This window comes from Thermus kawarayensis JCM 12314, assembly GCF_055393575.1.
In genome coordinates this window covers 581,627-604,834 of the sequence record NZ_AP043756.1, presented here as the reverse complement: position 1 = coordinate 604,834, position 23,208 = coordinate 581,627, and the positions used below count along the sequence as shown (strand labels likewise).

Annotated in this window: 21 protein-coding genes; 16 read left to right on the top strand and 5 right to left on the bottom strand. The window is 67.5% G+C overall.

The genetic code is table 11. The features are described from left to right. Positions 1 to 24 precede the first annotated feature (24 nt). From ACZ5RK_RS03700 to truA, 3 genes are read left to right on the top strand one after another with little or no spacing between them, the layout of a single operon-like run. Positions 25 to 1,572 carry an ABC transporter permease gene (locus ACZ5RK_RS03700; protein ID WP_464910051.1) on the top strand — a complete coding sequence of 516 codons (1,548 nt, stop codon included), beginning with the start codon at positions 25 to 27 and terminating at the stop codon, positions 1,570 to 1,572. Then, positions 1,551 to 2,600 (top strand): ABC transporter ATP-binding protein, encoded by a 1,050-nt coding sequence (locus ACZ5RK_RS03695; protein WP_464909711.1) that lies wholly within the window; start codon positions 1,551 to 1,553, stop codon positions 2,598 to 2,600. The genes ACZ5RK_RS03700 and ACZ5RK_RS03695 overlap by 22 nt, the downstream gene beginning before the upstream one ends. Positions 2,601 to 2,609: 9 nt before the next feature. Continuing rightward, positions 2,610 to 3,413: a tRNA pseudouridine(38-40) synthase TruA gene (gene truA, locus ACZ5RK_RS03690; RefSeq protein ID WP_464909710.1), complete on the top strand. Its 804-nt coding sequence runs from the start codon at positions 2,610 to 2,612 to the stop codon at positions 3,411 to 3,413. Here truA and ACZ5RK_RS03685 read toward each other — a convergent pair. The 4 genes from ACZ5RK_RS03685 to erpA form a co-directional block, all read right to left on the bottom strand. Further along, the gene (locus tag ACZ5RK_RS03685; protein ID WP_464909709.1) at positions 3,410 to 4,597 is read right to left on the bottom strand and encodes an ABC transporter permease; all 1,188 of its coding nucleotides are present in this window, start codon (positions 4,595 to 4,597) and stop codon (positions 3,410 to 3,412) included. The genes truA and ACZ5RK_RS03685 overlap by 4 nt on opposite strands. 9 nt (positions 4,598 to 4,606) lie before the next feature. Further along, positions 4,607 to 5,617: an ABC transporter permease gene (locus tag ACZ5RK_RS03680; protein WP_054647456.1), complete on the bottom strand. Its 1,011-nt coding sequence runs from the start codon at positions 5,615 to 5,617 to the stop codon at positions 4,607 to 4,609. 73 nt (positions 5,618 to 5,690) lie between these two features. Next, complete coding sequence (locus ACZ5RK_RS03675; protein ID WP_464909708.1) at positions 5,691 to 7,559, bottom strand: peptide ABC transporter substrate-binding protein; 1,869 nt, start codon at positions 7,557 to 7,559, stop codon at positions 5,691 to 5,693. 257 nt (positions 7,560 to 7,816) lie between these two features. Continuing rightward, the gene (gene erpA, locus ACZ5RK_RS03670; RefSeq protein WP_054647001.1) at positions 7,817 to 8,197 is read right to left on the bottom strand and encodes an iron-sulfur cluster insertion protein ErpA; all 381 of its coding nucleotides are present in this window, start codon (positions 8,195 to 8,197) and stop codon (positions 7,817 to 7,819) included. A gap of 81 nt (positions 8,198 to 8,278) precedes the next feature. Here erpA and ACZ5RK_RS03665 point away from each other — a divergent pair, with 81 nt between their 5' ends. Genes ACZ5RK_RS03665 through ACZ5RK_RS03640 form a run of 6 tightly spaced genes read left to right on the top strand, consistent with a single transcriptional unit; the run spans position 8,279 to position 14,667 of the window. Next, a complete protein-coding gene (locus tag ACZ5RK_RS03665; RefSeq protein ID WP_464909707.1) occupies positions 8,279 to 9,409 on the top strand; it encodes a M24 family metallopeptidase in 1,131 nt (376 codons plus the stop codon). 26 nt (positions 9,410 to 9,435) lie between these two features. Further along, complete coding sequence (locus ACZ5RK_RS03660) at positions 9,436 to 10,368, top strand: ribose-phosphate diphosphokinase (protein ID WP_464909706.1); 933 nt, start codon at positions 9,436 to 9,438, stop codon at positions 10,366 to 10,368. 5 nt (positions 10,369 to 10,373) lie between these two features. After that, on the top strand, positions 10,374 to 11,099 hold the full coding sequence (locus ACZ5RK_RS03655) for an alpha/beta hydrolase (RefSeq protein WP_054647000.1): 726 nt from the start codon (positions 10,374 to 10,376) through the stop codon (positions 11,097 to 11,099). Next, the gene (locus tag ACZ5RK_RS03650) at positions 11,077 to 11,619 is read left to right on the top strand and encodes a DUF72 domain-containing protein (protein ID WP_464909705.1); all 543 of its coding nucleotides are present in this window, start codon (positions 11,077 to 11,079) and stop codon (positions 11,617 to 11,619) included. The genes ACZ5RK_RS03655 and ACZ5RK_RS03650 overlap by 23 nt, the downstream gene beginning before the upstream one ends. Before the next feature lie 16 nt (positions 11,620 to 11,635). Further along, positions 11,636 to 13,528, top strand: coding sequence for a biosynthetic arginine decarboxylase (gene speA, locus ACZ5RK_RS03645; RefSeq protein ID WP_464909704.1), 1,893 nt, complete (start codon positions 11,636 to 11,638; stop codon positions 13,526 to 13,528). Positions 13,529 to 13,584: 56 nt separating this feature from the next. Continuing rightward, the gene (locus tag ACZ5RK_RS03640; RefSeq protein WP_464909703.1) at positions 13,585 to 14,667 is read left to right on the top strand and encodes a GGDEF domain-containing protein; all 1,083 of its coding nucleotides are present in this window, start codon (positions 13,585 to 13,587) and stop codon (positions 14,665 to 14,667) included. Positions 14,668 to 14,744: 77 nt separating this feature from the next. On the opposite strand, the gene metK is transcribed toward ACZ5RK_RS03640, so the two are convergent. Beyond that, positions 14,745 to 15,923, bottom strand: coding sequence for a methionine adenosyltransferase (gene metK, locus ACZ5RK_RS03635; protein ID WP_054646999.1), 1,179 nt, complete (start codon positions 15,921 to 15,923; stop codon positions 14,745 to 14,747). Positions 15,924 to 16,006: 83 nt separating this feature from the next. Here metK and murI point away from each other — a divergent pair, with 83 nt between their 5' ends. The 7 genes from murI to ACZ5RK_RS03600 all read left to right on the top strand — a co-directional run bounded on the left by murI (position 16,007) and on the right by ACZ5RK_RS03600 (position 23,207). Next, a complete protein-coding gene (murI, locus tag ACZ5RK_RS03630) occupies positions 16,007 to 16,780 on the top strand; it encodes a glutamate racemase (protein WP_054646998.1) in 774 nt (257 codons plus the stop codon). Positions 16,781 to 16,831: 51 nt separating this feature from the next. Continuing rightward, positions 16,832 to 17,476, top strand: a complete 645-nt coding sequence (locus ACZ5RK_RS03625) for an LOG family protein (RefSeq protein ID WP_464909702.1) — start codon at positions 16,832 to 16,834, stop codon at positions 17,474 to 17,476. Positions 17,477 to 17,481: 5 nt separating this feature from the next. Further along, complete coding sequence (locus ACZ5RK_RS03620) at positions 17,482 to 18,093, top strand: XTP/dITP diphosphatase (protein WP_464909701.1); 612 nt, start codon at positions 17,482 to 17,484, stop codon at positions 18,091 to 18,093. Beyond that, positions 18,090 to 19,121, top strand: coding sequence for an RMD1 family protein (locus ACZ5RK_RS03615; RefSeq protein ID WP_464909700.1), 1,032 nt, complete (start codon positions 18,090 to 18,092; stop codon positions 19,119 to 19,121). The genes ACZ5RK_RS03620 and ACZ5RK_RS03615 overlap by 4 nt, the downstream gene beginning before the upstream one ends. A 184-nt stretch (positions 19,122 to 19,305) precedes the next feature. Beyond that, positions 19,306 to 20,499, top strand: coding sequence for a sugar ABC transporter substrate-binding protein (locus tag ACZ5RK_RS03610; protein WP_464909699.1), 1,194 nt, complete (start codon positions 19,306 to 19,308; stop codon positions 20,497 to 20,499). Positions 20,500 to 20,558: 59 nt separating this feature from the next. Continuing rightward, positions 20,559 to 21,887 carry an ABC transporter permease subunit gene (locus ACZ5RK_RS03605; protein ID WP_464909698.1) on the top strand — a complete coding sequence of 443 codons (1,329 nt, stop codon included), beginning with the start codon at positions 20,559 to 20,561 and terminating at the stop codon, positions 21,885 to 21,887. After that, positions 21,888 to 23,207 (top strand): sugar ABC transporter permease, encoded by a 1,320-nt coding sequence (locus tag ACZ5RK_RS03600; RefSeq protein ID WP_054646995.1) that lies wholly within the window; start codon positions 21,888 to 21,890, stop codon positions 23,205 to 23,207. Position 23,208 lies beyond the last annotated feature (1 nt).

Here is a 23,208-nt window from a genome sequence, read left to right as displayed (position 1 = left end):
GGGGCCCGGCGCAAGGTTCCTCTCATGACCCTACGGCTTCCCCACCTCCCAGGGCTTCTGCCCTTCCTCCTCCCCGCCCTCCTCACGGGGGGTGGGGTGGCCCTCCCCCTCCTTTACCTGGTCCTAAGGGCCCTCGAGGCCGACCCCCTGGCCCTCCGGGAGATCCTCCTCAGGCCCAAGAACCTGGAGCTTTTGGGGAACACCTTGGCCCTCCTCCTCGGGGTCCTCCTCCTCACCACCCTCCTGGCCCTGCCCTTGGCCTTCCTCACCACCCGCACGGACCTCAAGGGCAAGCGCCTCCTGGCCCTCCTCCTCTCCCTGCCCCTGGCCGTCCCTGGCTACGTGGGGGCCTTCGTGCTCCTGGCGGCCACCGGGCCTGGAGGGGTGCTGCCCCTCCCCCGGCTCGAGGGGTACTGGGGGGCTCTCTTGGTCCTCTCCTTCATCACCTATCCCTACCTCTTCCTCTCCCTGCGGGCCGCCTTCTTAGGCCTAGACCCCTCCCTGGAGGAAGCGGCCCGGACCCTGGGCCAGAAGCCCTTTCCGGCCTTCCTCAAGGTGGCCTTTCCCCAGCTCCTCCCCGCCCTCCTTTCCGGCTACCTCCTGGTGGGGCTCCACGTCCTGGGGGAGTTCGGCACGGTGAGCCTCCTCCGCTACGAGACCTTCTCCTACGCCATCTACCTGCAGTACAACGCCGCCTTTGACCGGGTGTACGCCGCGTGGCTCGCCCTCTTCCTCCTCCTCCTCACCGGGGGGCTGCTCCTGCTGGAGGGCCTCTTCCTCCGCCGCCTCGCCCTGGCCCGCACGGGCAAGGGCTCGAGCCGGAAGGCCAGGCCCGTGCGCCTGGGACCCTGGGCCCCCTTGGCCTACCTCTGGGCCCTTGCGCCCGTCCTCCTGGCCTTGGTCCTCCCCTTTTACGCCCTCTTCCACCTGGCAAGCCGCTTTCCCCGGGAAAACCTGCAGGGCCTTTACGAGGCCCTGTTCCACTCCGCCCTGGCCGCCTCTCCCGCCGCCTTGCTGGCCGTGGGGATGGCCTTGCCCTTGGCCTACCTCGAGGTGCGCTACCCTTCCTTTGCCTCCTCGGTGTTGGAGCGCCTGGCCTACCTGGGCTACGCCATCCCCCCCTTGGCCTTCGCCCTGGCCTGGATCTTCTTCAGCCTGAGGAGCCTGCCCTTCCTCTACGGGAGCCTGGCCCTTCTGGTCCTGGTCCTGGCCTTCCACCTCCTGGCGGAGACCCTGGGCCCCATCCGCAGCGCCCTGCGCCAGGTGCCGAGGAGGCTGGAGGAAGCGGCGAGGACCCTAGGGGAGACGCCCACCCGGGCCTTCTTCCGCGTCACCTTCCCCCTCCTCTGGCGGGGGGTGGCGGCGGGGGGCGCCCTGGCCTTCATGGGGGCGGTGAAGGAACTGCCCATCACCCTCCTCCTGGCCCCCATGGGCTACAGCACCCTTTCCACCCGGGTTTTCAGCTACACTCAGGAGGCCATGTTCGCCGAGGCCGCCCCCTTCGCCCTCCTCATCGCCCTCCTTTCGGCGGCCTTCGTGGGGGTGTTGCTTTGGAGCGAGCGCCGCTTCTAGAACTCCAGGGGATAAGGAAGCGCTTCGGCGGGCACGAGGTGCTGAAGGGGGTGGACCTCCTGGTCTACCCCGGGGAGATCCTGGCCCTCCTGGGGCCCTCGGGCTGCGGCAAGACCACCCTTTTGCGGATCGTGGCCGGGCTGGAAACCCCGGATGCTGGCCGGGTGCTCCTGCAGGGCCGGGACGTCACCCCCCTTCCTCCCGAGGGGCGGGGGATCGGCTTCGTCTTCCAGGACTACGCCCTCTTCCCCCACCTCACCGCCCTCGGCAACGTGGCCTTCAGCCTGAAGGGCAGGGACCGCCTCCTGAGGGCCCAAAGGGCCCTGGAGCGGGTGGGCATGACCCTCTTCCAGAACCGCAAACCCCACGAGCTTTCCGGCGGGCAGCAACAAAGGGTGGCCCTGGCCCGGGCCCTGGCCCCTGGGCCCAAGCTGGTGCTTCTGGACGAGCCCTTTTCCAGCCTGGACGCCGGGCTCAGGGCCGCCACCCGGGAAGAGGTGCGCAAGGTCCTCAAGGAAACGGGCACCACCGCCCTCCTGGTCACCCACGACCAGGAGGAGGCCCTCTCCTTCGCCGACCGCCTGGGGGTGATGCGCGGGGGGGTACTTTTGCAGGTGGGCACCCCGGAGGAGGTCTACCTCCGGCCCAGAACCCCCTTCGTGGCCCAGTTCCTGGGCCGCACCAACCTCCTTCCCGGGGAGGGGATGGGGCGGGTGGCGGAGACCTGCCTGGGCCCTGTGCCCCTGGCCGAGCCGGCCTTCGGGCCCCTCCTCCTCTCCCTGCGCCCCGAGGCCCTGAGGCTTACCCCCCCCGGGGAGGGCCCTACGGGGGAGGTGGTGGCCCGGGAGTTCAAGGGGCACGACCTCACCTACCGGGTGCGCCTCCTCTCGGTCCCCGAGCGGGAGGTGCTGGTGCAGGAAAGCCCGGGGGCGCCCTACCAGGTGGGGGACCGGGTGGGGCTTCAGGTGGTGGGGGAGGGGGTGGCCCTGGAGGGCCACCCCTCCAAAACCCCCGTGGGCGCGGATTAAGCTGGGGCCGTGCGCCGCCTGCTCCTCCTCGCCGAGTACGAGGGCACCCACTTCGCCGGGCTCCAGCGGCAAAGGGAGGGGTTGCGCACCGTGCAGGGCGAGCTGGAAAAGGCCCTGCTCCGGATCAGCGCCCTCCCCAAGGCCGTGGCCGCCGGACGCACCGACGCCGGGGTGCACGCCCTGGCCATGCCCTTCCACGTGGACGTGGAAAGCGGGATCCCGGTGGAGAAGGTGCCCGAGGCCCTGAACCGCCTCCTCCCCGAGGACCTCAAGGTGGTGGGGGCCCTGGAGGTGGCCAAGGACTTTCACGCCCGCAAGGACGCCCTCTGGCGGGCCTACCGCTACCGGGTGCTCCAGAGGCCCCACCCTTCCCCCCTCTTGCGCCACCGGGCGCTTTGGCTCAAGCCGCCCCTGGACCTCTCCGCCATGTGGGAGGCCCTGCCCCTCCTCCTGGGACGGCACAACTTCCTGGGCTTCGCCAAGGAGGAGACCCGGGAAGGGGTACGGGAGCTCTTGGAGGCCAGGGTGGAGGAGGTGGAGGGGGAAGGGGGCCTCGAGGTGCGCCTTTACTTCCGGGGGAAAAGCTTCCTCCGGGGCCAGGTGCGGGGCATGGTGGGCACCCTTTTGGAGGTGGGCCTGGGGAAACGGCCCCCCGAGAGCCTGAAGGCCATCCTGGAAACCGGGGACCGCCGCCTGGCAGGCCCCAGCGCCCCGGCCCACGGCCTCTATTTCGTGGAAGCCGCCTACCCCGAGGCCAAGCTCAGGCCCTCTTTGGAGCCCCATCCCGGCGCGGCCAGGATGGGGTGGCCTTAGAGCCTGCTCCTCGGGTCCAGGGCATCCCGGAGGCCGTCTCCCAGGTAGTTGAAGGCCAGGACGGTGATGAAGATCATGAACCCGGGCGGCAAGGCGAGCCAGGGGGCGGTGAAGATGTACTCCTGGGCGTTGGTGAGCATGTTGCCCCAGGTGGCCACCGGGGGCTGGATGCCGAATCCCAGGAAGGAGAGGGCCGCCTCAGTAAGGATGGCCCCGCCGATCTGCAGGGTGGCCTGCACGATCAAGGGGGCCAGGGTGTTGGGCACCAGGTGGCGGAACATGATGCGGGCGTCGGTGGCCCCCAGGGCCTGGGCGGCGGTCACGTAGTCCTGCTCCCTCAGGGAGAGGATATTCCCCCGCACCAGCCGGGCCGTGCCCAGCCAGCCGAAGAGGACCAGGATGGTGATGATGATGAAGACGCTGGCGGCGTCGCCGAAGACGCCTTGCGCCCACTGCCCCACCTTCACCCCCGGGTCGCGAAGGAGGGCCGAGAGGACCAGGAGCAAGGGCAGGGTGGGGATGGTGAGCATGAAGTCAATGAGGCGGCTGATGGCCACGTCCAGGTCCAGGCGGATCTGTCCCTTGAGGCCATACCAGGCCGCGTAGAGCACCACGGCCAGGGTGAGGCCGAAGCCCAGGTAGCTTCCCGGGCTCCCGGCCCGTAGGCCGTCCTTGGCCAAGGCCCAGGCGATGGAGAGGGCCAGGTAGAGGACCCCGTAGTAGAGGAACCAGGAGAAGACCCGCCAAAGGGCGAAGGTCCAGGGGTAAAACCCCTCCCTTTCCCGGCGCAAGGGACCCAGGTAGAAGCGGAGGGGCCTGCCGGAGAAGTACCCCGCCAGGGTGCCCATGATGGTCCCCAGGATGACGCTGGAAAAGGCCACGGCGAAGCCCACCAGCAAGGAGATGCGGGAGCCGTAGATGATGCGGGAGAGGACGTCCCGCCCCAGGTCGTCCGTGCCCAGAAGGTGCTCCCGGGAAGGGGGATTGAAGTAGTACTGGCCCACGTCCTCTCCGGTGGGCTGGGCCGTGGGGTCGTAGGGGGCAAGCCAGGGGGCGAAGATGGCCATAAGGATAAGGAGGACGATGACCACCAGGCCCGCCATGGCCATCCGGTGCCGCCTCAGGCGGCGCCAAAAGAGGCTAAAAAAGGTGCGGGGTTTGGCGGAAACGGTTGCGGTCGCCACAGTTCACCTCTAGCTGTAGCGGATGCGGGGGTCCACCACCGCATAGGCCAGGTCGGCCAAAAGGTTGAAAAGGGCCGTCATGAGGGCCAAAAAGGCCAGGGCCGCCATGGCCACGTTGTAGTCCTTCTCCACCAGGGCGTCAAAGATGGCCCGTCCCATGCCGGGATAGCTAAAGATGGTCTCGGTGATGGTGGCTCCTCCCAAAACCCCAGGGATGGCCAGGCCCACCAGGGTCACGATGGGGATGAGGGCGTTCCTCAAGGCGTGCTTGTAGAGCACCACCCGCTCGGAAAGCCCCTTGGCCCGGGCGGTGCGGATGTAGTCCTGGGAAAGCACCTCCAGGAGAGAGGCCCGCATGAACCGGGTCCACTCGGCCATCTGCAAGGAGGACAGGGCGATCACCGGCAGGATCAGGTGCCAGGCCCACTGCCCCAGGTACTCCCACAGGCTCACCGCCCCGGAGCGCACGTCCTCCCAAAGCACCCCCGGCACTCCCCCGGTGGGAAAGCGGGGGAACCCCGGAATGTGGTCGGGAAGCCATATGGCGAAGAGGTAAAGGAGAAGGATGCCCAGGAAGAAGACGGGCATGGAAAAGCCCACGAAGGAGAGGAAGGTGATGGCGTAGTCCGCCAGGGAGTACTGGCGCACCGCCGAGAACACCCCCACCGGGATGGCCACCAAGAGGGCCAGGGTCAAGGCCAGCCCCGAGAGCAGCAGCGTCTTGGGCAGGCGCTGGGCGAAGATGTACTCCGCCGCCGGGATCCCGTAGGTGCGGCTGTAGCCCAGGTCGCCGTGCAGGGCCCGGTTGAGCCACTTGAAGTAGCGGATGTGGAGGGGCTGGTCCAGGCCGTAGGCCCGCTTCAAGGCCTCAAACTGCTCGGCGGTCATGCGGGGGTTCTGCCGCCTGAGCTCGTCCAATGGGTCCCCGGGCTGCAGGGCCAAGAGGGTGTAGATGACCACGCTGGCCGCCAGGAGCAGGGGGACCATCTGCAAAAGCCTGCGCACCGTGTAAGCGAACACGCTTGTACCTCCTCTTTATGCCACTAAAAAGCCCGCTGGGAAAACCCCAGCGGGCCCCACTATACCACCCAGGCTACTTGAGGGAAAGGGCGTACTTCGCCTGGTCCCACTTCTTCACGGCGCCCCGGCTCTCCCAGCCGATCTCCCAGGCGTTCCAGCCGGGGTAGCCAAAGCCGCCGGCGTAAGCGCTGGCCACGTAGTTCACCAGGCCCTTGCGCACCACGTAGGGGTTGGCGCGGAAGTAGAGGGGGAGGGCCGGGAGCTCCTCCGCCCAAATCTCCTGGGCGCGGGCGAAGAGCTGCTTGCGCTTGGCCTCGTCAAACTCCAGCACGGCCTGGCTCGTCAGGCGGTCAAACTCGTCGTTGCGCCAGCCGCCGATGTTCTGGCCCTGGTAGTTGTTCTCCTTGGTGGGCACCTGGATGGTGCCGGTGTTCAGGTTCTTGTACTGGAATAAGGAGCCGTCCTCCTGAAGGCTAGACACCCAGGCGAACTCAAAGAGCCCGGTCCACTTGCACTCGCTGGCCCGCTGGATGTAGTCGTCGGCGAAGACCACGGCGGAGGGAGCGTTGTTGATCTTGACGGCGATGCCGATCCTCTTCAGGTCCTCGGCGAAGAACTGCTGGGTGCGCTCGCGGACGGCGTTGCCCGCGGTGGTGACGTACTCAATCTCAAAGCGCACGGTCCGGCCCCCCACGGTGCGCTGGAGGATGCCGTCCGGGCCCTTCCGCCAGCCCATCTGGGCCAGGAGGGCCTCGGCCTTCTTCAGGTCAAACTCGTACTTCTTCACGTTGGGGTTGAAGAGGGGGTTGACGGGGGCGATCCAGGTGTTGGCCACGGGCTGGAGGCCGTCAAAGAAGGCCTTCACCAGGCCCTCCCGGTTCAGGGCGTAGAGAAGGGCCTGCCGGGTGCGCACATCGTCCAGGCCCAGGTCCTTCACCTGCTGGCAGTTGGAGAACTTGTTGACGTCAATGTGCTCCCAGATGGCCCCGGGGACGAACCAGATGTCAAAGCGGCCGGGGGCGCGGGAGGTAAGCTGCTTGGAGCGGGCCTGGTCAAAGGTGAGGGAAACGCTGGAGGTGGCGTCAATGGAGCCGCCGATCACCGCCACCATGAGGGAGTTGGTGTTCTGGATGAAGCGGTAGACCACCCTCTGCACGTACTTGCTCTCCCCGCCCTCGGGCTTGATGGGGAAGTTGGGGTTCCGCTCCATCTCAATGGAGTTCCCCGGCACCCAGCGCTTCAGCTTGAAGGGCCCGGAGTAGACCATGGCCCCCTTGTTGAGGTTAGCGGGGGTGGCGAACTTGAGGAAGAAGTTGCGGTAGAGCTCGTTGAGCTTCTCCGCGTCCTTGTCGGGGTCCAGGCCCCGGGCCGCCGCCTTCACCTTCTCCCACTCGGGCCCCATGATGTGCTTGGGGGCGTAGCCGATGGGGGTGCCGTAGGTGTCGTAGTAGTAGGCGGGCTCAAAGATCACGGTGAAGTTGCGGGCGTCCTTGACCCTGAGGTTCACCCGCTCCCAGTAGTCGGGGTTAAGGACCGGCATGCCCTTGGCCTTGCCCACCTCAAAGTAGAACTGCACGTCCTCGGTGGTGATGGGCTTGCCGTCGGACCACTTGGCGTCCGGGCGGATGGTGAGGTCCATCTCCAGGCGCTTCTTGCCCCCGCCGATGTCCGTGACCCGAAGGCGCCCGTTCTGCAGGGTGGGCACCTCGGTGGCCAGAACGGGGAAGTTCTCGCTGTTGGCGTTGAAGCCGATGAAGGGGGCGAAGAGGTAACCTTCGATCTCCAACTTGATGGCCTGGTTGGAGATGACGCTCAGGAAGTCTCCCGCCAAGACCCTGGGCTCCTGGGAGGCCCCAACCACCAGGCTGTTGTCCTGGGGACCCGCCAGGGCCAGGCCCAAAGCGGTTATACCGAGTACCGCCAGCTTACCTAGTTTTCCCATACCGCCTCCTTTCGTGGCACCATCTCAGTGGCCGAGGCTATTATACGACCCCCCGGGTGAAGGTCAACCCGGCGAGGGCTAAAGGGGCCCAGAGAAAGCCAACCCTGACCCCCCCCTTTGCGGGCCTTTCGCCCAAGCCAAGGCAAAAAGTTTAGCCAAGGCCCCCATCCCGGTGTGGCCAGGATGGGGTGCGTCGGGGCCCCAAAAGGGCGTTCTTGGCCTTAGGAGGTCTTCATGTTGAACCAAGGTGCGGGCACCTAGTGGCCGCAGGTGCGGGCCTCCCCCTCCTGGTCCTTGGTGCGGAAGGAGTGACCGCAGCCGCAGGTGCTGGCGGCGTTGGGGTTGTGCACGGTGAATCCGCCCCCCATGAGGCTCTCCACCCAGTCAATCTCCGAGCCCACCAGGTAGGGCAGGGACATGGGGTCCACCACCAGGCGCATGCCGTGCATTTCCACAAAGGTGTCCCCCTCCCGCTCCCTCTCGTCCACGGCCATGCCGTACTGGAAGCCGGAGCAGCCGCCGGACTTGATGTAAACGCGGATGGCCGCGCCCTCCTTGCCGTAACGGGAGAGGATCTCCCGGGCCTTTTCCGCCGCCAGGGGGGTGATGCGGATGACCGCCTCCTCTGCCTCTACCATGCCCCTACCTCCCTACCCGTAAGCCTAGCACGGCAGGGGTAAAGAAAGGTGAGGCAGCTCCCACAGGGATACCATGGAGGCATGGACCTTTCCCGCGTGCAGGAGGTTTTGCAAGGCGAGGGGCTGGACGGTTGGCTTCTCTTCTCCTTCGGGCGGAGCAATCCCTTAGCCCTCGAGGTCCTAGGCCTTTCCTCCCTCCACCTCACCCGCCGCTTCGCCTACCTCATCCCCCGCCAGGGGGAACCCACCCTGCTCTGCCACGCCATAGAGGCGAGCCTCTTTCCTCCCCTTCCCGGAAACCGGGAAACCTACCACACCTGGAAGGGCTTTCTGGAAGGCCTCTCCCAGAGCCTCCAGGGGCTGAGGCGCATGGCCTTGGAGTACGTCCCCGGAGGGCAGATCCCCTACCTCTCCCGGGTGGACGGGGGCACCTTGGACCTCCTCCGGGGGATGGGGGTGGAGGTGGTTTCCTCCTGGCCTTTGCTCCTCCTCTTCCAGACCTGGGACGAGGCCAAGCTCTTGAGCCATAAGCGGGCCGCCCAGGGCCTGGCGCAAGCCCGGGACGCGGCCCTCGCCCTCCTCCGGGCCAACCCCAAGGCCACGGAAAAGGAGGTCCAGGGGGAGATGGCCCGGGTCCTCCTCCGCCTGGGCCTCGCCTTTGACCACCCGCCCATGGTGGCCTTTGGCAAAAACACCGCCAACCCCCACCACGAGCCCTCGGAGAAGCCCCTGGAGGAAGGGGAGGTGGTCCTCCTGGACCTCTGGGCCAAGGAACCCGGCGGCGTCTACGCCGACATCACCTGGATGGCGGGGCTCCACGCAGGGGAGGCGGCCCACCGGGCCTTTGAGGCCGTGGTCAGGGCCCGGGACGAGGCCATCGCCTTCGTGGAAAGGGCCTACCGGGAGGGCCGCCACCCCAAGGGCTTTGAGGTGGACCGCCTGGCCCGAAAGGTCCTGGAGGAAAAGGGCTACGGGGCCTACGTCCGCCACCGCACCGGCCACAACCTGGGGGAGGAGGTCCACGGCTCGGGGCCCCACCTGGACGACCTGGAGACCCACGACCTGCGGCCCCTGGTCCCGGGCCTCGCCTTCACCGTGGAGCCCGGGGTCTACCTGGAAGGCTTCGGCGTGCGCACGGAGGTGGACGTTTACCTCCATCCCGGGGGCCTCGAGGTCACCACCCCCTTGCAAAGGGAGCTCACCCCTCTTTAGGGGGGCATGGTATCTTGGGGGACGGCATGGACCGCCCCCTCCTGATCTTCTCCGGCCAGTCCAACCGACCCCTGGCCCAGGCCATGGCCGACGCCTTAGGCCTTCCCCTAGGGAAGAGCTCCACCTTGCGCTTCGCCAACGACAACCTCTTCGTGCGCTACGAGGAAAGCCTCAGGGAAGGGGACGTCTTCATCGTCCAGTCCCTCACCCCCCCGGTGCAGGACCACCTGATGGAACTCCTCATGATGGTGGACGCCGCCAAGGGGGCCAGCGCCGCCCGGGTCACCGCCGTCATCCCCTACTTCTCCTACGCCCGGAGCGACAAGAAGGACGCCCCCCGCATCTCCATCGCCGCAAGGCTGATTGCCGACCTCCTGCAGACGGCGGGGGCCGACCGGGTCCTCACCATGACCCTCCACTCCCCCCAGGTCCACGGCTTCTTCAAGATCCCCGTGGACCACCTCTCCGCCGAACCCGTCATCGCCAACCACTTCGCCACCCGCGTGGACCTGGAAAACGCCGTGGTGGTGGCCCCGGACGCCGGGGACTTGAAGCGGGCGAGCTCCCTGGCCCGCCGCCTCCATCTGCCCCTGGCCTTTATAGACAAGGAGCGGGTCTCCGACACCGAGGTGCGGGTGCGGATGCTGGTGGGGGAGGTGGCGGGCAAGACCGCCCTCATCGTGGACGACGAGATCTCCACGGCGGGAAGCCTGGTGGAGGCGGTGGAGGCCCTCCTCCAGGCCGGGGCCAAGGAGGTCTACGCCGCCGCCACCCACGGGGTCTACGTGGGCCCGGCCCTGGAGCGCATCGCCCGGAGCCCCGTGAAGGAGGTGGCCGCCACCGACACCTGCCCCCCCAAGGAAGGCCCCAAGCTCAAGACCCTCACCGTGGCCCCCCTCTTCGCCGAGGCCATCTGGCGCATCCACCGGGGGGAGTCGGTGTCCAGCCTCTTCACCTAAGGACCATGCGCAAGGAACGCTTCACCCTGGAAGGCCTGTCCCTTCTGGCCCAGGTACCGGAGAACCCCCAGGCCCTCCTGCTCCTCCTCCACGGCCTCCAAGGCTCCAAAGAGCACATCCTTTCCCTCCTTCCCGGCTACGCCCAAAGGGGCTTCCTCCTCCTCGCCTTTGACGCCCCCCGGCACGGGGAACGGGAGGGGAAGCCTCCCTCGGCCAAAAGCCCGAGCTACGTGGAGGAGGTCTACCAGGTGGCCCTGGGCTTCAAGGAGGAGGCCCTTAAGGTGGCGGAGGCGGCCCAGAGGCGCTTCGGCCTCCCCCTTTTCCTCGCCGGGGGGAGCCTGGGGGCCTTCGTGGTCCACCTCCTCCTCTCCGAGGGGTTGCGCCCCAGGGCCGCCCTGGCCTTCATCGGGTCGGGCTTTCCCATGAAGCTCCCCCAGGGGCAGCGGCTCACCGATCCCCGGGTGGAAGCCCTTTACCAGGCCCCGCCCGCCACCAAGGGGGAGGCCTACGGGGGGGTGCCCCTCCTTCACCTCCACGGCACCAAGGACCTCATCGTCCCCCTGGAGCGCATGGAGAAAACGGTGGAGGCCCTAAGGCCCCACTACCCCGAAGGCCGCCTGGCCCGCTTCGTGGAGGAGGGAGCGGGCCACACCATCACCCCCCTCATGGCCCGCATGGGCCTGGCCTTCCTGGAAGCCTGGCGGGAGGGTGGCCTTGCTCCAGGGGCTTAGGGGCTACCGGGGCTTTCCCGGGGGGTTCAGGGCCTACCGCAAGGCCTTCCCCACGGTGGAGCTTTCCTGGTGGCACCGGGTGGGGGACGTGAGGACCATAAGCCGCCTCCGGGCCCTGGCCCCGGAGGGGTTTCGCTTTAGCGTGATGGGGCACAAGCACCTCACCTTCCGCCCCAGCGGGGAGGAGCGGCGCACCCTGAGGCGCTTCTTAAGAAGGTTTCGCCGCTTCGGGGACAGGGCGGGGGCAGTCCGCCTCCTGGTGCCCGAGGTGGAGCCGGAGGTCTTCGCCCGGTGGCTGGACCTGCTTTCGGAGGTGCTGGAAGAGGTAGGCCCCGTCCCCCTGGCCTTCCAAGCGCCCCGGCCGCTCCACCCCCTCATCCGGGCCAGAGGCCACGCCCTGGTCAACGAGGGCGGGGGGCCTTTCCTGTACCTGGTGGACCCGGAGGAGGTCCCCGAAGGTGAGGGCTACCTCTACCGAAGCCACCCTTCCCAAGAGGGCCCATCCGCCCTACACTCATAGCGGAGGTTGACTCAGGTTGCGAACGGCCAGGCGCTTTACCCCCAAGGAGGCAGAGGAGATCTACCTGGTGCCCCACTGGAGTGCCGGGTTTTTCCGCATCGGGCGGGACGGGGAGATGGAGGTCACCCCGCTGGGCCCCCAAGGCCCCGCCGCCTCCCTTCTGGAGATCGTGGAGGCCCTGAGGGACGAGGGGAGGCCGCTGCCTTTGGTCCTCCGCTTCCCCCAGATCCTCGAGGCCCGGGTGCAGGAACTCAACGAGGCCTTCCGCAGGGCCATGGAGAAATACGGTTACCGGGGCACCTACCGGGGGGTCTACCCGGTGAAGGTGAACCAGCGCCGCCTGGTGCTGGAGACGGTGGCCAAGGCGGGGAAGGCCTACCACTTTGGCCTCGAGGCGGGCAGCAAGGCCGAGCTGGCCCTCATCCTGGCCCAGGACCTCTCCGAGGAGGCCCTCATCACCACCAACGGCTTCAAGGACGACGACTTCATCCGCCTGGCCCTCATGGGAAGGAAGCTCGGCCGCAACGTGGTCCTCACCCTGGAGAAGTTCGCCGAGCTGCCCCGGGTGGTCCGCCTCTCCCAAGAGCTCGGGGTCAAGCCCCTCTTGGGCCTCCGCTACAAGCTCAAGGCCAAGGGGGCGGGGCAGTGGGAGGCCTCGGGAGGGGAGAACGCCAAGTTCGGCCTCACCACCCCGGAGATCGTGCGGGCGGTGGAGATCCTGAAGGAGGCGGACCTCTTGGACGCCCTGGTCATGGTCCACGCCCACATCGGCAGCCAGGTGACGGACATCCGCAAGATCAAGGCGGCGGTGCGGGAGGCGGCCCAGACCTACGTGCAGCTCAGGAAGCTCGGGGCCCCCCTCCGCTACCTCAACCTGGGCGGGGGTCTGGCCGTGGACTACGACGGTTCCAAGACCAACTTCTACGCTTCCGCCAACTACACCCTCCCGGAGTACGCCGAGGACCTGGTCTACGTGACCAAGGAGGTGGTGGAGGGGCACGGGGAACCCCATCCCATCCTGGTCACCGAGTCGGGCCGGGCCATCACCGCCTACCACGAGGTCCTGGTCCTGGAGGTCATTGACGTCATCACCCCGCCCGGGGAGAGGAGGCCCACACCCCCCCCGGAGGAGGCCCACCCCCTGGTCAAGGAGCTCTGGGAAAGCCTGCAAAGCCTCGGCCCCAAGAACTTCCGCGAGGTCTACCACGACGCCTACGCCGACAAGGAGACCCTCCAGACCCTCTACGACCTGGGCCTGGTTTCCCTGAAGGACCGGGCCCTGGCGGAGGAGATCTTCTACCACATCGCCCGCAAGGTCTACGCCCTGGTGCGGGAACTGCCCTACGCCCCCGACGAGTTTGAGGATCTGGAGAAGCTCCTGGCCGACAAGCTGGTGTGCAACTTTTCCATCTTCCAGAGCCTTCCCGACGCCTGGGCCATCCACCAGCTCTTCCCCATCGTGCCCCTAAGCCGTCTCCACGAACCCCCTACCCGTCAGGCCACCCTGGTGGACATCTCCTGCGACTCCGACGGGAAGATTGACCGCTTCATTGATCTGCACGACGTGCGCCAGACCCTTCCCGTGCACCCCGTGCGCCCGGGGGAGTCCTACTACCTGGGGGTCTTCCTGGTGGGGGCTTACCAGGACGTCTTGGGGAGCAACCACAACCTCTTCGGCCAGGTGGGGGAGGCCCACGTGAGGGTGGACGAGGAAGGCTTCGCCATAGAGCGCTTCGTGCCCGGGGAGACCGCCGAGAAGGTCATAGAGAAGATGGGCTTCGCCGCCCGGGAGCTCACCCTCGGGGTGGAGCGCCTGGTGCGGCAAAGCCGCCTCTCCCCGGCGGAAAAGGGGGCCTTCCTGGAGCGCTACGCTCGGGAGCTCCAGGGGTACACCTACCTGGAGGACTAAGCCCCCGCCCTAGCCCGTTAAGGCCCGGTTAAGGAGGCCCGTGGCAGGATGGGGCCATGGCCTCCTTCAAGGGGCGTTATACTGGTCCCAACTTGCACCCCACCCTGGAGCTCCTGGACCCCCTGAACCCGGTGCGGCGGCAGATGGCCCTCTGGCTTCTGCCCCTGGGAAGCCTCCTGGCGGGGGTGGCCTACTGGGCCTCGAGGTCAGGGGGCCTGGACCCTGTGGACCGGACCTTCCTGGTCCCCATGGCCCTGGGCTTTCTCGCCTTCGCCCTTCTTCTTTGGCGCTTTCCCCCCTCGGCCCGGTGGGTGATCCCCGGCACCCACGCCCTCATCGCCTTGTACCTCCTTTCCACCCTGACCTACCAGCTCCTCTTCAAGCCCAACCCCCTGGGCCTCTCCCCCGCCGCCTACTGGGTACCCTTCTTTTACTTCTCCAGCTACCTCTTCTTCCCCGCCAAAAGGGCGGTGCGCCTGGCCTTCCTCTACCTCCTCACCCTCCTTCTCGTGACCCTTCTTGGCCTCATGCGCAACCCCTTCCAGCCCGTCCACTGGAACGCCCTGGCCCAGTTCTTCGGGGCCAACCTGGCCTACGTGGGCCTCCTCTACCTGCTGGTGCGCCTGAAGGAAGGGTATCTGGAGGCCCAGCTGGACGCCTACACCGACTTTCTCACCGGGCTCAGAAACCGCCGCTATCTAGAGATCATTTTGGAAAGGGAGCTTTTCCGCCTCTGGCGCTACGGCCGTCCCCTCTCCCTCATCCTCCTGGACCTGGACGGCTTCAAGGCGGTGAACGACACCCACGGCCACGAGGTGGGGGACCGGGTGCTCCGGACCTTGGCCCGGTGCCTGGAGGACCACCTCCGCCAGAGCGACCGGGCCGTGCGCCTCGGGGGCGAGGAGTTCGCCGTGGTCCTTCCCGAAACCGAGCTCCCCCAAGCCCTCCGCCTGGCGGAGCGCCTGCGCCGGGAGGTGGCCCTCCTCAAGGTGCCCCCGGTGGAAAGCCTCTCCGCCAGCTTCGGCGTGGCCCAGGCGGGCCCCACAGACTCCCCCCTCTCCCTCCTCAAACGGGCGGACGAAGCCCTCTACCGGGCCAAGCGCCGGGGGAAGAACCGGGTGGAGGCGGCCCCCAAATAGGGAAGCCCCGGCCTACAGCCGGAGCTGATTTTGCGTTACCGGGGCCCCATGCGGGCTTAGGCCCGCATGGGGTGGTATCAAAGCCCCGCCTCCCGCCTCAGGGCCTCCACCCGGTCCGTCTCCTCCCAGGGGAAGCCCAGGCGGCCGAAGTGGCCGTAGGCCGAGGTAGGGGTGTAAATGGGCCGCAGGAGGTCCAGCTCCTCAATGATGGCGAGGGGCCTGGGGTCAAAGACCTTCCGGGCAATCTCGGTGACCTTCTCGTCGGGCAGGACCCCGGTGCCGAAGGTCTCCACCCTAAGGGAGACGGGCCTCGCCTTGCCGATGGCGTAGGCCAGCTCCACCAAGGCCCTCTTCGCAAGCCCCGCCGCCACGAGGTTCTTGGCCATGTAGCGGGCGTAGTAGCTGGCGGAGCGGTCCACCTTGGTGGGGTCCTTGCCGCTGAAAGCCCCGCCCCCGTGGGGCACCGCCCCCCCGTAGGTGTCCACGATGATCTTGCGGCCCGTGAGCCCCGTGTCCGCGTGGGGCCCGCCCAGGATGAAGCGGCCCGAGGGGTTGATGAGGTACTCCGTCTCCCCCTCCTTCAGGTACTCCCCCGGGATGGCCTGGCGCACCACCTCCCGGATCAGGTCCTCGCGGAGCTGGTCCTGCTCCACCTCGGGGGAGTGTTGGGCGGAGACCACCACGGTCTTCACGTAGAGGGGCTTGTCCCCCTGGTAGACCACGGTGACCTGGGCCTTGCCGTCGGGGCGGAGGTAGGGAAGGAGGCCCGTCTTCCGCACCTCGGCGAGGCGCATGGTGAGGCGGTGGGCCAAGGTGATGGGAAGGGGCATAAGCTCGGGGGTCTCGTCGGTGGCGTAGCCGAACATCAGGCCCTGGTCCCCCGCCCCCACCCGGTCCAGGGGGTCGGTGGACTTGAGGACCCGCCACTCGTAGGAGAGGTTGACCCCGCCTGCGATATCCGGGGACTGCTCGTCTATAGCGGTGAGCACGGCGCAGGTATCGGCGTCAAAGCCGTACTTGGCCCGGGTGTACCCCACTTCCCGCACCGTCTTGCGCACCAGCCCAGGGATGTCCACGTAGCCCTCCGTGGTGATCTCCCCCGCCACGAAGACGAGCCCGGTGGTGACCAGGGTCTCAGCCGCCACCCTGGCCTTCTTGTCCTGGGCGATGAGGGCGTCCAGGATGGCGTCGGAGATCCGGTCGGCCAGCTTGTCCGGGTGTCCCTCGGTTACCGATTCAGACGTGACCAGCCTCAACGCAGGCACCTCCTTTGCGCCCCCTCGGGGCAACCCTGATAGTATAGCACCCCCCCTTTTCCGTCCAGGTATGATGGCGGGCCGTGAAGGACCGGGGAAGGCCCATCGGCGTCTTTGATTCGGGAGTGGGGGGGCTCACGGTGCTTTCCGCCCTGCGGAAGGCCCTCCCCCGGGAGGATTTCCTCTATTTCGGCGACACCGCCCGCGTCCCCTACGGGGGCAAGCCCCTCCCCATGGTGCGGCGCTTCGCCTGGGAGATCGCGGGGTTTCTCCTCAGGGAAGGGGTGAAGGCCATCGTGGTGGCCTGCAACACGGCGAGCTCCGCCGCCCTCCCCGACCTGGCCGAGGACCTTTCCGTGCCCGTCTTCGGGGTCCTGGAACCCGCGGCGGAGGAGGCGAGGGCCTACGGGAAGGTGGGCCTCATCGGCACCCAGGCCACGGTGGAAAGCCGGGCCTACGAGCGCCACCTGGACCTGGCCTGGGCCAAGGCCTGCCCCCTCTTCGTGCCCCTGGTGGAGGAGGGGCTCTGGGACGACCCGGTGGCCCTCCTGGTGGCCCGGCACTACCTGGAGGAGGCCCCCAAGGACCTCGAGGCCCTCATCCTGGGGTGCACCCACTACCCCTTCCTGAAGAACACCCTGGCCCGGGTCCTCCCCGGGGTACGCCTCATTGACTCCGCCGAGGCCACGGCCCGGCGAGTGGCCCGGGCCTTGGAAAGGGAGGGCCTTTTAAACCCCGAGGGAACGGGGCGGGTGGTCCACTACGTGACCGGGGACCCGGAGAGCTACCGGGCCCTGGCGGAGCGCCTGGGAGAGAGGGTGGAGGACCTCAGGCGGGTGAGCCTGGAGGAGCTCTAATACCACCCCATGCTGGCCCAAGCCAGTATGGGATGGTATTAAGCTGGGGCCATGCCCAAGAAGCCCCTCATTGACCAGCTCCACCACGGGGACAGCTGGCGGCTTTTCCGCATCCTGGCGGAGTTCGTGGAGGGCTTTGAGGCCCTCTCGGAGGTGAAGGTGCCCCTGGTCTCGGTCTTCGGCTCGGCCCGCTTCCTGGAAGGCCACCCGGCCTACGCCCTGGGCTACCGCCTGGGGAAGGCCCTGGCCGAGGCGGGCTTCGGGGTGGTCACGGGGGGCGGCCCCGGGGTCATGGAGGCGGTGAACCGGGGGGCTTACGAGGCGGGAGGAGTGAGCGTGGGCCTCAACATTGAACTTCCCCACGAGCAAAAACCCAACCCCTACCAGACCCACGCCCTCTCCTTGCGCTACTTCTTCGTGCGCAAGGTGCTCTTCGTGCGCTACGCCGTGGGCTTCGTCTTCCTGCCCGGGGGCCTGGGCACCCTGGACGAGCTCACCGAGGTCCTGGTCCTCATCCAGACGGAGAAGGTCCACCCCTTCCCCGTCTTCGCCCTGGACCGGGGGTACTGGGAGGGCCTCCTCTCCTGGATGGCCTTCCTCAGGGACCGGGGGGCCATAGACCCCAAGGACCTCCACCTCCTCACCCCCCTGGACACCCCCGAGGAGGTGGTGGCCGCCCTGAAGGCGGTATCCTAGGGAGGATGCGCCTCGTCCTGGCCACCTCCAACCCCGGGAAGGTACGGGAGCTCCAGGAGGGCCTAAAGCCCTTGGGCTGGACCCTCCTCTCCCTGGCGGACTTCCCCTTGCGCATGCCCAAGGAGGAAGGGGCCACCTTCCTGGAAAACGCCCTCCTCAAGGCCGCCCACGTGGCCAAGGCCACGGGGCTTCCCGCCCTGGCCGACGACTCGGGCCTCGAGGTCCCCGCCCTGGGCGGCGAGCCCGGGGTCTACTCCGCCCGCTACGGGGGGAGGGAGACGGACCGGGAGCGGAACGTCTTCCTCCTGGAGAGGATGCGCTACCTCAAAGGGGAGGAGCGGAAGGCGCGGTTCGTGGCCGTCTTGGTCCTGGCCTACCCTGACGGGCACGCCGAGGCCTACGAGGGAAGCGTGGAGGGGGTGATCCTCGAGGCCCCCCGGGGGGAAGGCGGCTTCGGCTACGACCCCCTCTTCTACGTGCCCGAGGCGGGCAAGACCTTCGCGGAGATGACCCTGGAGGAAAAGGCCCGCTACTCCCACCGGGGAAGGGCGCTTAAGGCCCTCCTGGAGGCCTACAAGAACGGGCCTCCTCCCCGGGAGATCTCCAGGCTGGAATGAACCTCCTCTCGCCCCACATCGCCCTCTACCGCCTCTTTGACCTGGCGGACGAGATAGATCTAAGCCGCCTCGCCACCCCCCGCCTCCGCCTCTCCCGGCCGAGGCTGGGCGCGGTGCGCTTCCAGAACCCCCCGGCGGAGCTGGAGCTGGGGGTGAGGAGCGTGGAGGGGGTCTCGGGCCTCCTCACCGCCAGGCTTTACGAGTTCGGCGTGGTCTCCCTCTCCCTCCGTATCCACCTGGGGGAGCGGGTGCCCTGGGAGTCGTTCCTGGAGAAAGGGCTAAGGATCCCCGAGCTCCCCTTCTGGGAAGGCTTCTTCCTGGCCGAGCTCGCCGCCCTGGAGCCCCACCTCCAGGGGGCCCTCCTCCGCCCCGAGGAGAAGCGCCTGAGCGAGGATTTCGTGGTCTACCACGCCCTGGGCCTGGAGGGTGCCAAGGCCCACAGCCCCCCGGTGGACCTCACCCCCCTCTGGATGGGGGCCAAGGAGGAGTTCGCCACCGAGGTGCGGCAGGAGATGGGCCGCTACCGCTACAGCTACTCCACCGAGGACCTGGCCCTTCTGGGGTTTGACCGGGTCCTCATCCTGGACTCCGAGGGGATCTGGGACGTGGCCGACCTGGTGGAGTTCGTCCACGCCCAGCTCTTGGAACTCTCCTACTACGACCGGGTGCTCACGGAGGAACTGGAGCTGGTGCCCCAGGTGCTGAGGCAACGGGGGCTTTGGGGCTACGGGAGGCTTCAGCGCCTCCGCCGCCGCCTCATGGCCCGGCATGCGGAGATCGCCGACGTCAAGGCCCGGATGGAGGGGGCCCTGCGCATCACCGAGGACCTCTTCTACGCCAAGATCTACCGGGCGGCCCTGGAGCTCTACGGGGCCCACGAGCTGGAAAGGAGCGTGGAGGAAAAGCTCCGGGCCCTCGAGGCCACCTACGAGATGGTGACCGAGGAAGTGGTCCACCTGAGGAGCCAGGCGGTGGAGGTGGGGATCCTGGCCCTCATCGCCTTTGAGGTGGTGCGGGCCCTCCTCTGATACCACCATGCTGGCCCAAGCCAGCACGGGGGCCCCTAGGCGGGCTTCCCCGGGCCGGCAGGGCGAAGGAAACCGGGCGTAGCCCCTATAGGACGTCCGCCCTTCCCGGAACGTGGTATGCTCGGAGGGCAGGGCGCGGAAAAAACTGGAAGCGGAAACGCTACCACGCGCCCGGAGGTGGGATATGAAAAAGGCGCTAGCCCTTCTCCTTGGCCTCTCCCTGGCCCTCGCCCAGGGGAAGATCACCGTCTGGACCCACTTCGGCGGCCCCGAGCTGGAGTGGCTCAAGGCCCAGGCCCAGACCTACGCCAAGACCTCGGGCACCAAGGTGGAGGTGGTGGAGGTTCCCTTCGGGGACATCAAGCAGAAGTTCATCCTGGGGGCCCCCCAGGGGCAGGCGGCGGACCTCGTGGTCTCCATCCCCCACGACTGGCTCGGGGAGATGGCCCAGGCCGGGGTGCTGGAGCCCATGGGCAAGTACGTGACCCAAAGCTACCTCTCCGACCTCCAGGCCGTGGCCGTGGAGGCCTTCACCTTTGGGGGCAAGCTCATGGGCCTCCCCGCCTTCGCCGAGAGCGTGGCCCTCATCTACAACAAGAAGTACGTGAAGGAGGCCCCCAAGACCTGGGAGGAGTTTCTCGCCCTGGCCCAAAAACTCACCACGGGCTCCACCTTCGGCTTCCTCTACAACATCGGCGACCCCTACTTCAACTTCGGCTTCTTCAAGGCCTTCGGCGCCGAGAACGTCTTCGGCAAGGACGCCAAGGGCAACCTGGACCCCAGCAAGCTCCTCATCGGGGGCGAGGTGGGGGAGAAGGCGCTTCAGTTCATCAAGGACCTCCGCTTCAAGCACAACCTGGTGCCCGAGGGGGTGGACTACGGGGTGGCGGACGGGGCCTTTAAGGACGGGGCCTTGGCCATGATCATCAACGGTCCCTGGGCGCTTGGCGACTACAAGAAGGCCAAGGTGGATTTCGGCATCGCCCCCTTCCCCACGCCCCCCGGGGCCAAGGGGCCTTGGGGGCCCTTCCTGGGGGTGCAGGGGGTGGTGGTGAACGCCTACTCCAAGAACAAGACCCAGGCGGTGAACTTCGCCAAGACCCTGGTGAGCGGGCGGAACCTGGTCTCCTTCAACCAGGCGGGCGGCCGCATCCCCGTTTCCAAGGGCGCGGTGAGGGAGCTGGAGAAGGACCCCGTGGTGGCGGGCTTCGCCAAGGTCTTCCCCCTGGGCACCCCCATGCCCAACATCCCCGAGATGGGCAAGGTCTGGGGCCCTTGGGGGAACGCCATCTCCTTGGCCATCCAAAGGCCCGACTCCAACGTGAAGAAGATCGTGGAAGACATGGTGGCCGAGATCAAGAAGGCCATGGGCAAGTAAGCCCCCATGCCCGCCCCCCGCAGGACGCCCGGCCCCTGTGGGGGGCGTATCTTTAGACCATGAAACACCCTCCTGGCCTCAAAGGTTTTCTCCTGGCCATGGGGCTCCTTCTGGGGCTTCTCCTCCTCTCCACGGGAGCGGGCCTCCTGGCCTACTTCCTCCTGCAGGTTTACCTCGCCCCGCCGGGCTGGGCCATCCTGGGGGTGGCCCTCCTGGTCCTGGTCCCAGGAGCGGTGGGGATGGGCAGGCTCTTCCCCTGGCTCACCGACTGGTACTACTTCCTTCCCGCCCTCTCCTTCCTCCTGGTCTTCACCCTCTACCCCGTGGGCCTCACCGTGTACCTGGCCTTCACCGACTATTCGGGAAAGCGAAACGGCTTCCCCGACCGCTCCACCGAAACCCGGGTGGTGGCCCAGGAGGGGGCGCGGCTCGTCCTCGAGGCGGGGGTGGCGGAGGCCCTGCGCTGCGACCCCTGCCAAGGCGAGCCCGTGGAGGTTTACGCCGAGGGCCACCGCCTGCGGGCGAGAATCGCCCAAGCCGAGGGGGAAACCCTTCTTTTGGACCGCACCCCGCCCTTCAGGGCGGAGTTTGTGGCCAAGGTGAACGCCTTCCGCTTCGTGGGCCTCAGGAACTTCGCCTTCATCCTCTCCCAGGCGAGCCAAGCCCTCCTTCCCGTCTTCCTCTGGAACGTGGCCTTCGCCACGGCCACCGTGTTGCTGAACGCCCTTTTGGGCCTCGTCCTGGGCCTCGTCCTCAACAACAAGGCCCTGAAGCTCAGAAACTTCTACCGCACGGCCCTCATCGTCTCCTGGGCCTTGCCAGGGGTCATCACCGTGCAGGTCTGGGTGGCCCTCCTCAACTACAACTTCGGGGCCATCAACCGCCTCCTGGGGGTCTTGGGCATCTACCCCATCCCCTGGCTCAACGACCCCGACTGGGCCAAGGTGGCCGTCCTCCTCGTCAACCTCTGGCTCGGCTTCCCTTACATGATGACCGCCACCCTGGGGGCCCTTTCCACCATCCCCGAGGAGCTCTACGAGGCGGCCAAGGTGGACGGGGCCACCCCCTGGCAGGCCCTCCTCCGCATCACCCTCCCCCTGCTGGAGAAGCCCATGGTGCCCATCCTTCTCTCCTCCTTCGCCTTCAACTTCAACAACTTCTACCTCATCTACCTCCTCACCGCCGGGGGGCCGGCCCAGGAAGGGCGGCTGGCCACGGCCCAGGCCACGGACATCCTCATCTCCTGGGCCTACAAGACGGCCTTCAGCGCCGAGGGGCAGTCCGCCTACGGCCTGGGGGCGGCCATCAGCCTCCTCATCTTCGCCATCACCGTGGCTATAAGCCTGGTGAACTTCCGGGTCACGGGGGCCTTAAGGGAGGTGCGGTAGATGCGCAAGGTCCTGGGCTTCCTCCTCACGGGCCTCGCCCTTTACGGGGCCTGCTGGTTCGCGGCCAACCGCCTCTTTGACGAGGGGTCCTACCGCAAGCAGGTGGCCTTCGGGAGCGTCTTCGTGCCCTACGGCTGGGCCTACGCTTTGGGCCTCCTCGGGGCCTTGGTCCTCTTCGTCCTCCTCGTTAGCCTCCTCTACACCGCCCTCGTAAACCGCTTCCAGAGGAGGCGGAAAAGCCCCTGGCCCCTCTTCCTCCAGGGGGTGACCCACCTCTTCCTCTGGGTCCTGATCCTCCTCGTCTACTACCCGGTGGTCCAGGTGGTGGCGGCGAGCTTTGACCCCACCAACAATCTCTTCAGCTTCCGGAGGCCCGACACGGGCTTCCTCCTCCTGGACGCCAAGGTCATCCCCTACCTGCCGGCGCCCTCCCTGGAAAACTACGCCCGGCTTGTGGAGGGAGTGGTCCTCTACCCCTACCAGGCGGGGCTTGCCCTCCTGGCGGGGCTCGCCCTCCTGGGGGTAGCGGGCATCGGGCTTCTAAGGCGGCTTCTCCCTCAGGAGGCGTGGATGGACCTCTGGCAGGGGAGGCTTCTCCTCCTCATGGCCCTTTCGGTCTTCGCCCTGGCCCTCTCCCTATCCCCTAGGCAGTTCACCGGGCAGGGCACGGAGGCCAAGTTCCTCCTCTGGGTGCGGAACACCTTCCTCATCTCCGGCCTCACGGGGCTCCTCGCCGTCTTGCTCACCGCCACGGCGGGGTACGCCTTCGCCCGCTTCCGCCACCTGCCCGGCCGCTACCCCATGCTCCTCTTCTTCGTCTTCGTCCAGATGTTCCCGGGGTTTTTAGCCCTGGTGGCCATCTACTACCTGCTCTCCCGGCTGGACCTCCTGAACACCTTCACCGGGCTCGTCCTGGCCTACTCCGGCGGCATCATCAGCTTCGGCACCTGGGTCTACAAGGGTTACCTGGAGAGCATCAGCCCGAGCCTCGAGGAAGCGGCCATGGTGGACGGGGCCACGAGGTGGCAGGTCTTCACCCGGATTCTCCTTCCCCTTTCCGCCCCCATGTTCGTCTTCATCTTCCTCCTGCAGTTCGTGGGCACCTACTCGGAGTTCGTCCTGGCCAACCTGGTCCTCACGGGGGTGGAGAGCTGGAACGTGGGCGTGGGGCTTAGGAGCTTCACCACGGGGCAGTTCCAGACCAAGTGGGGCATCTTCGCCGCGGCGAGCGTCTTAGGGTCCCTGCCCATCCTCTTCCTCTTCTACGGGTTCCAGCAGTACTTCGTCTCCGGCTGCACGGCGGGGGCCGTGAAAGAATAGA

Coding starts and splice junctions, on each gene's coding strand:
- ACZ5RK_RS03700 (WP_464910051.1), top strand. CDS start 25: ATGACCCTACGGCTTCCCCACCTCCCAGGGCTTCTGCCCTTCCTCCTC.
- ACZ5RK_RS03655 (WP_054647000.1), top strand. CDS start 10,374: ATGCGCAAGGAACGCTTCACCCTGGAAGGCCTGTCCCTTCTGGCCCAG.
- ACZ5RK_RS03660 (WP_464909706.1), top strand. CDS start 9,436: ATGGACCGCCCCCTCCTGATCTTCTCCGGCCAGTCCAACCGACCCCTG.
- ACZ5RK_RS03605 (WP_464909698.1), top strand. CDS start 20,559: ATGAAACACCCTCCTGGCCTCAAAGGTTTTCTCCTGGCCATGGGGCTC.
- ACZ5RK_RS03600 (WP_054646995.1), top strand. CDS start 21,888: ATGCGCAAGGTCCTGGGCTTCCTCCTCACGGGCCTCGCCCTTTACGGG.
- ACZ5RK_RS03665 (WP_464909707.1), top strand. CDS start 8,279: ATGGACCTTTCCCGCGTGCAGGAGGTTTTGCAAGGCGAGGGGCTGGAC.
- ACZ5RK_RS03620 (WP_464909701.1), top strand. CDS start 17,482: ATGCGCCTCGTCCTGGCCACCTCCAACCCCGGGAAGGTACGGGAGCTC.
- ACZ5RK_RS03675 (WP_464909708.1), bottom strand. CDS start 7,559: ATGGGAAAACTAGGTAAGCTGGCGGTACTCGGTATAACCGCTTTGGGC.
- erpA (WP_054647001.1), bottom strand. CDS start 8,197: ATGGTAGAGGCAGAGGAGGCGGTCATCCGCATCACCCCCCTGGCGGCG.
- ACZ5RK_RS03615 (WP_464909700.1), top strand. CDS start 18,090: ATGAACCTCCTCTCGCCCCACATCGCCCTCTACCGCCTCTTTGACCTG.
- ACZ5RK_RS03610 (WP_464909699.1), top strand. CDS start 19,306: ATGAAAAAGGCGCTAGCCCTTCTCCTTGGCCTCTCCCTGGCCCTCGCC.
- ACZ5RK_RS03640 (WP_464909703.1), top strand. CDS start 13,585: ATGGCCTCCTTCAAGGGGCGTTATACTGGTCCCAACTTGCACCCCACC.
- ACZ5RK_RS03625 (WP_464909702.1), top strand. CDS start 16,832: ATGCCCAAGAAGCCCCTCATTGACCAGCTCCACCACGGGGACAGCTGG.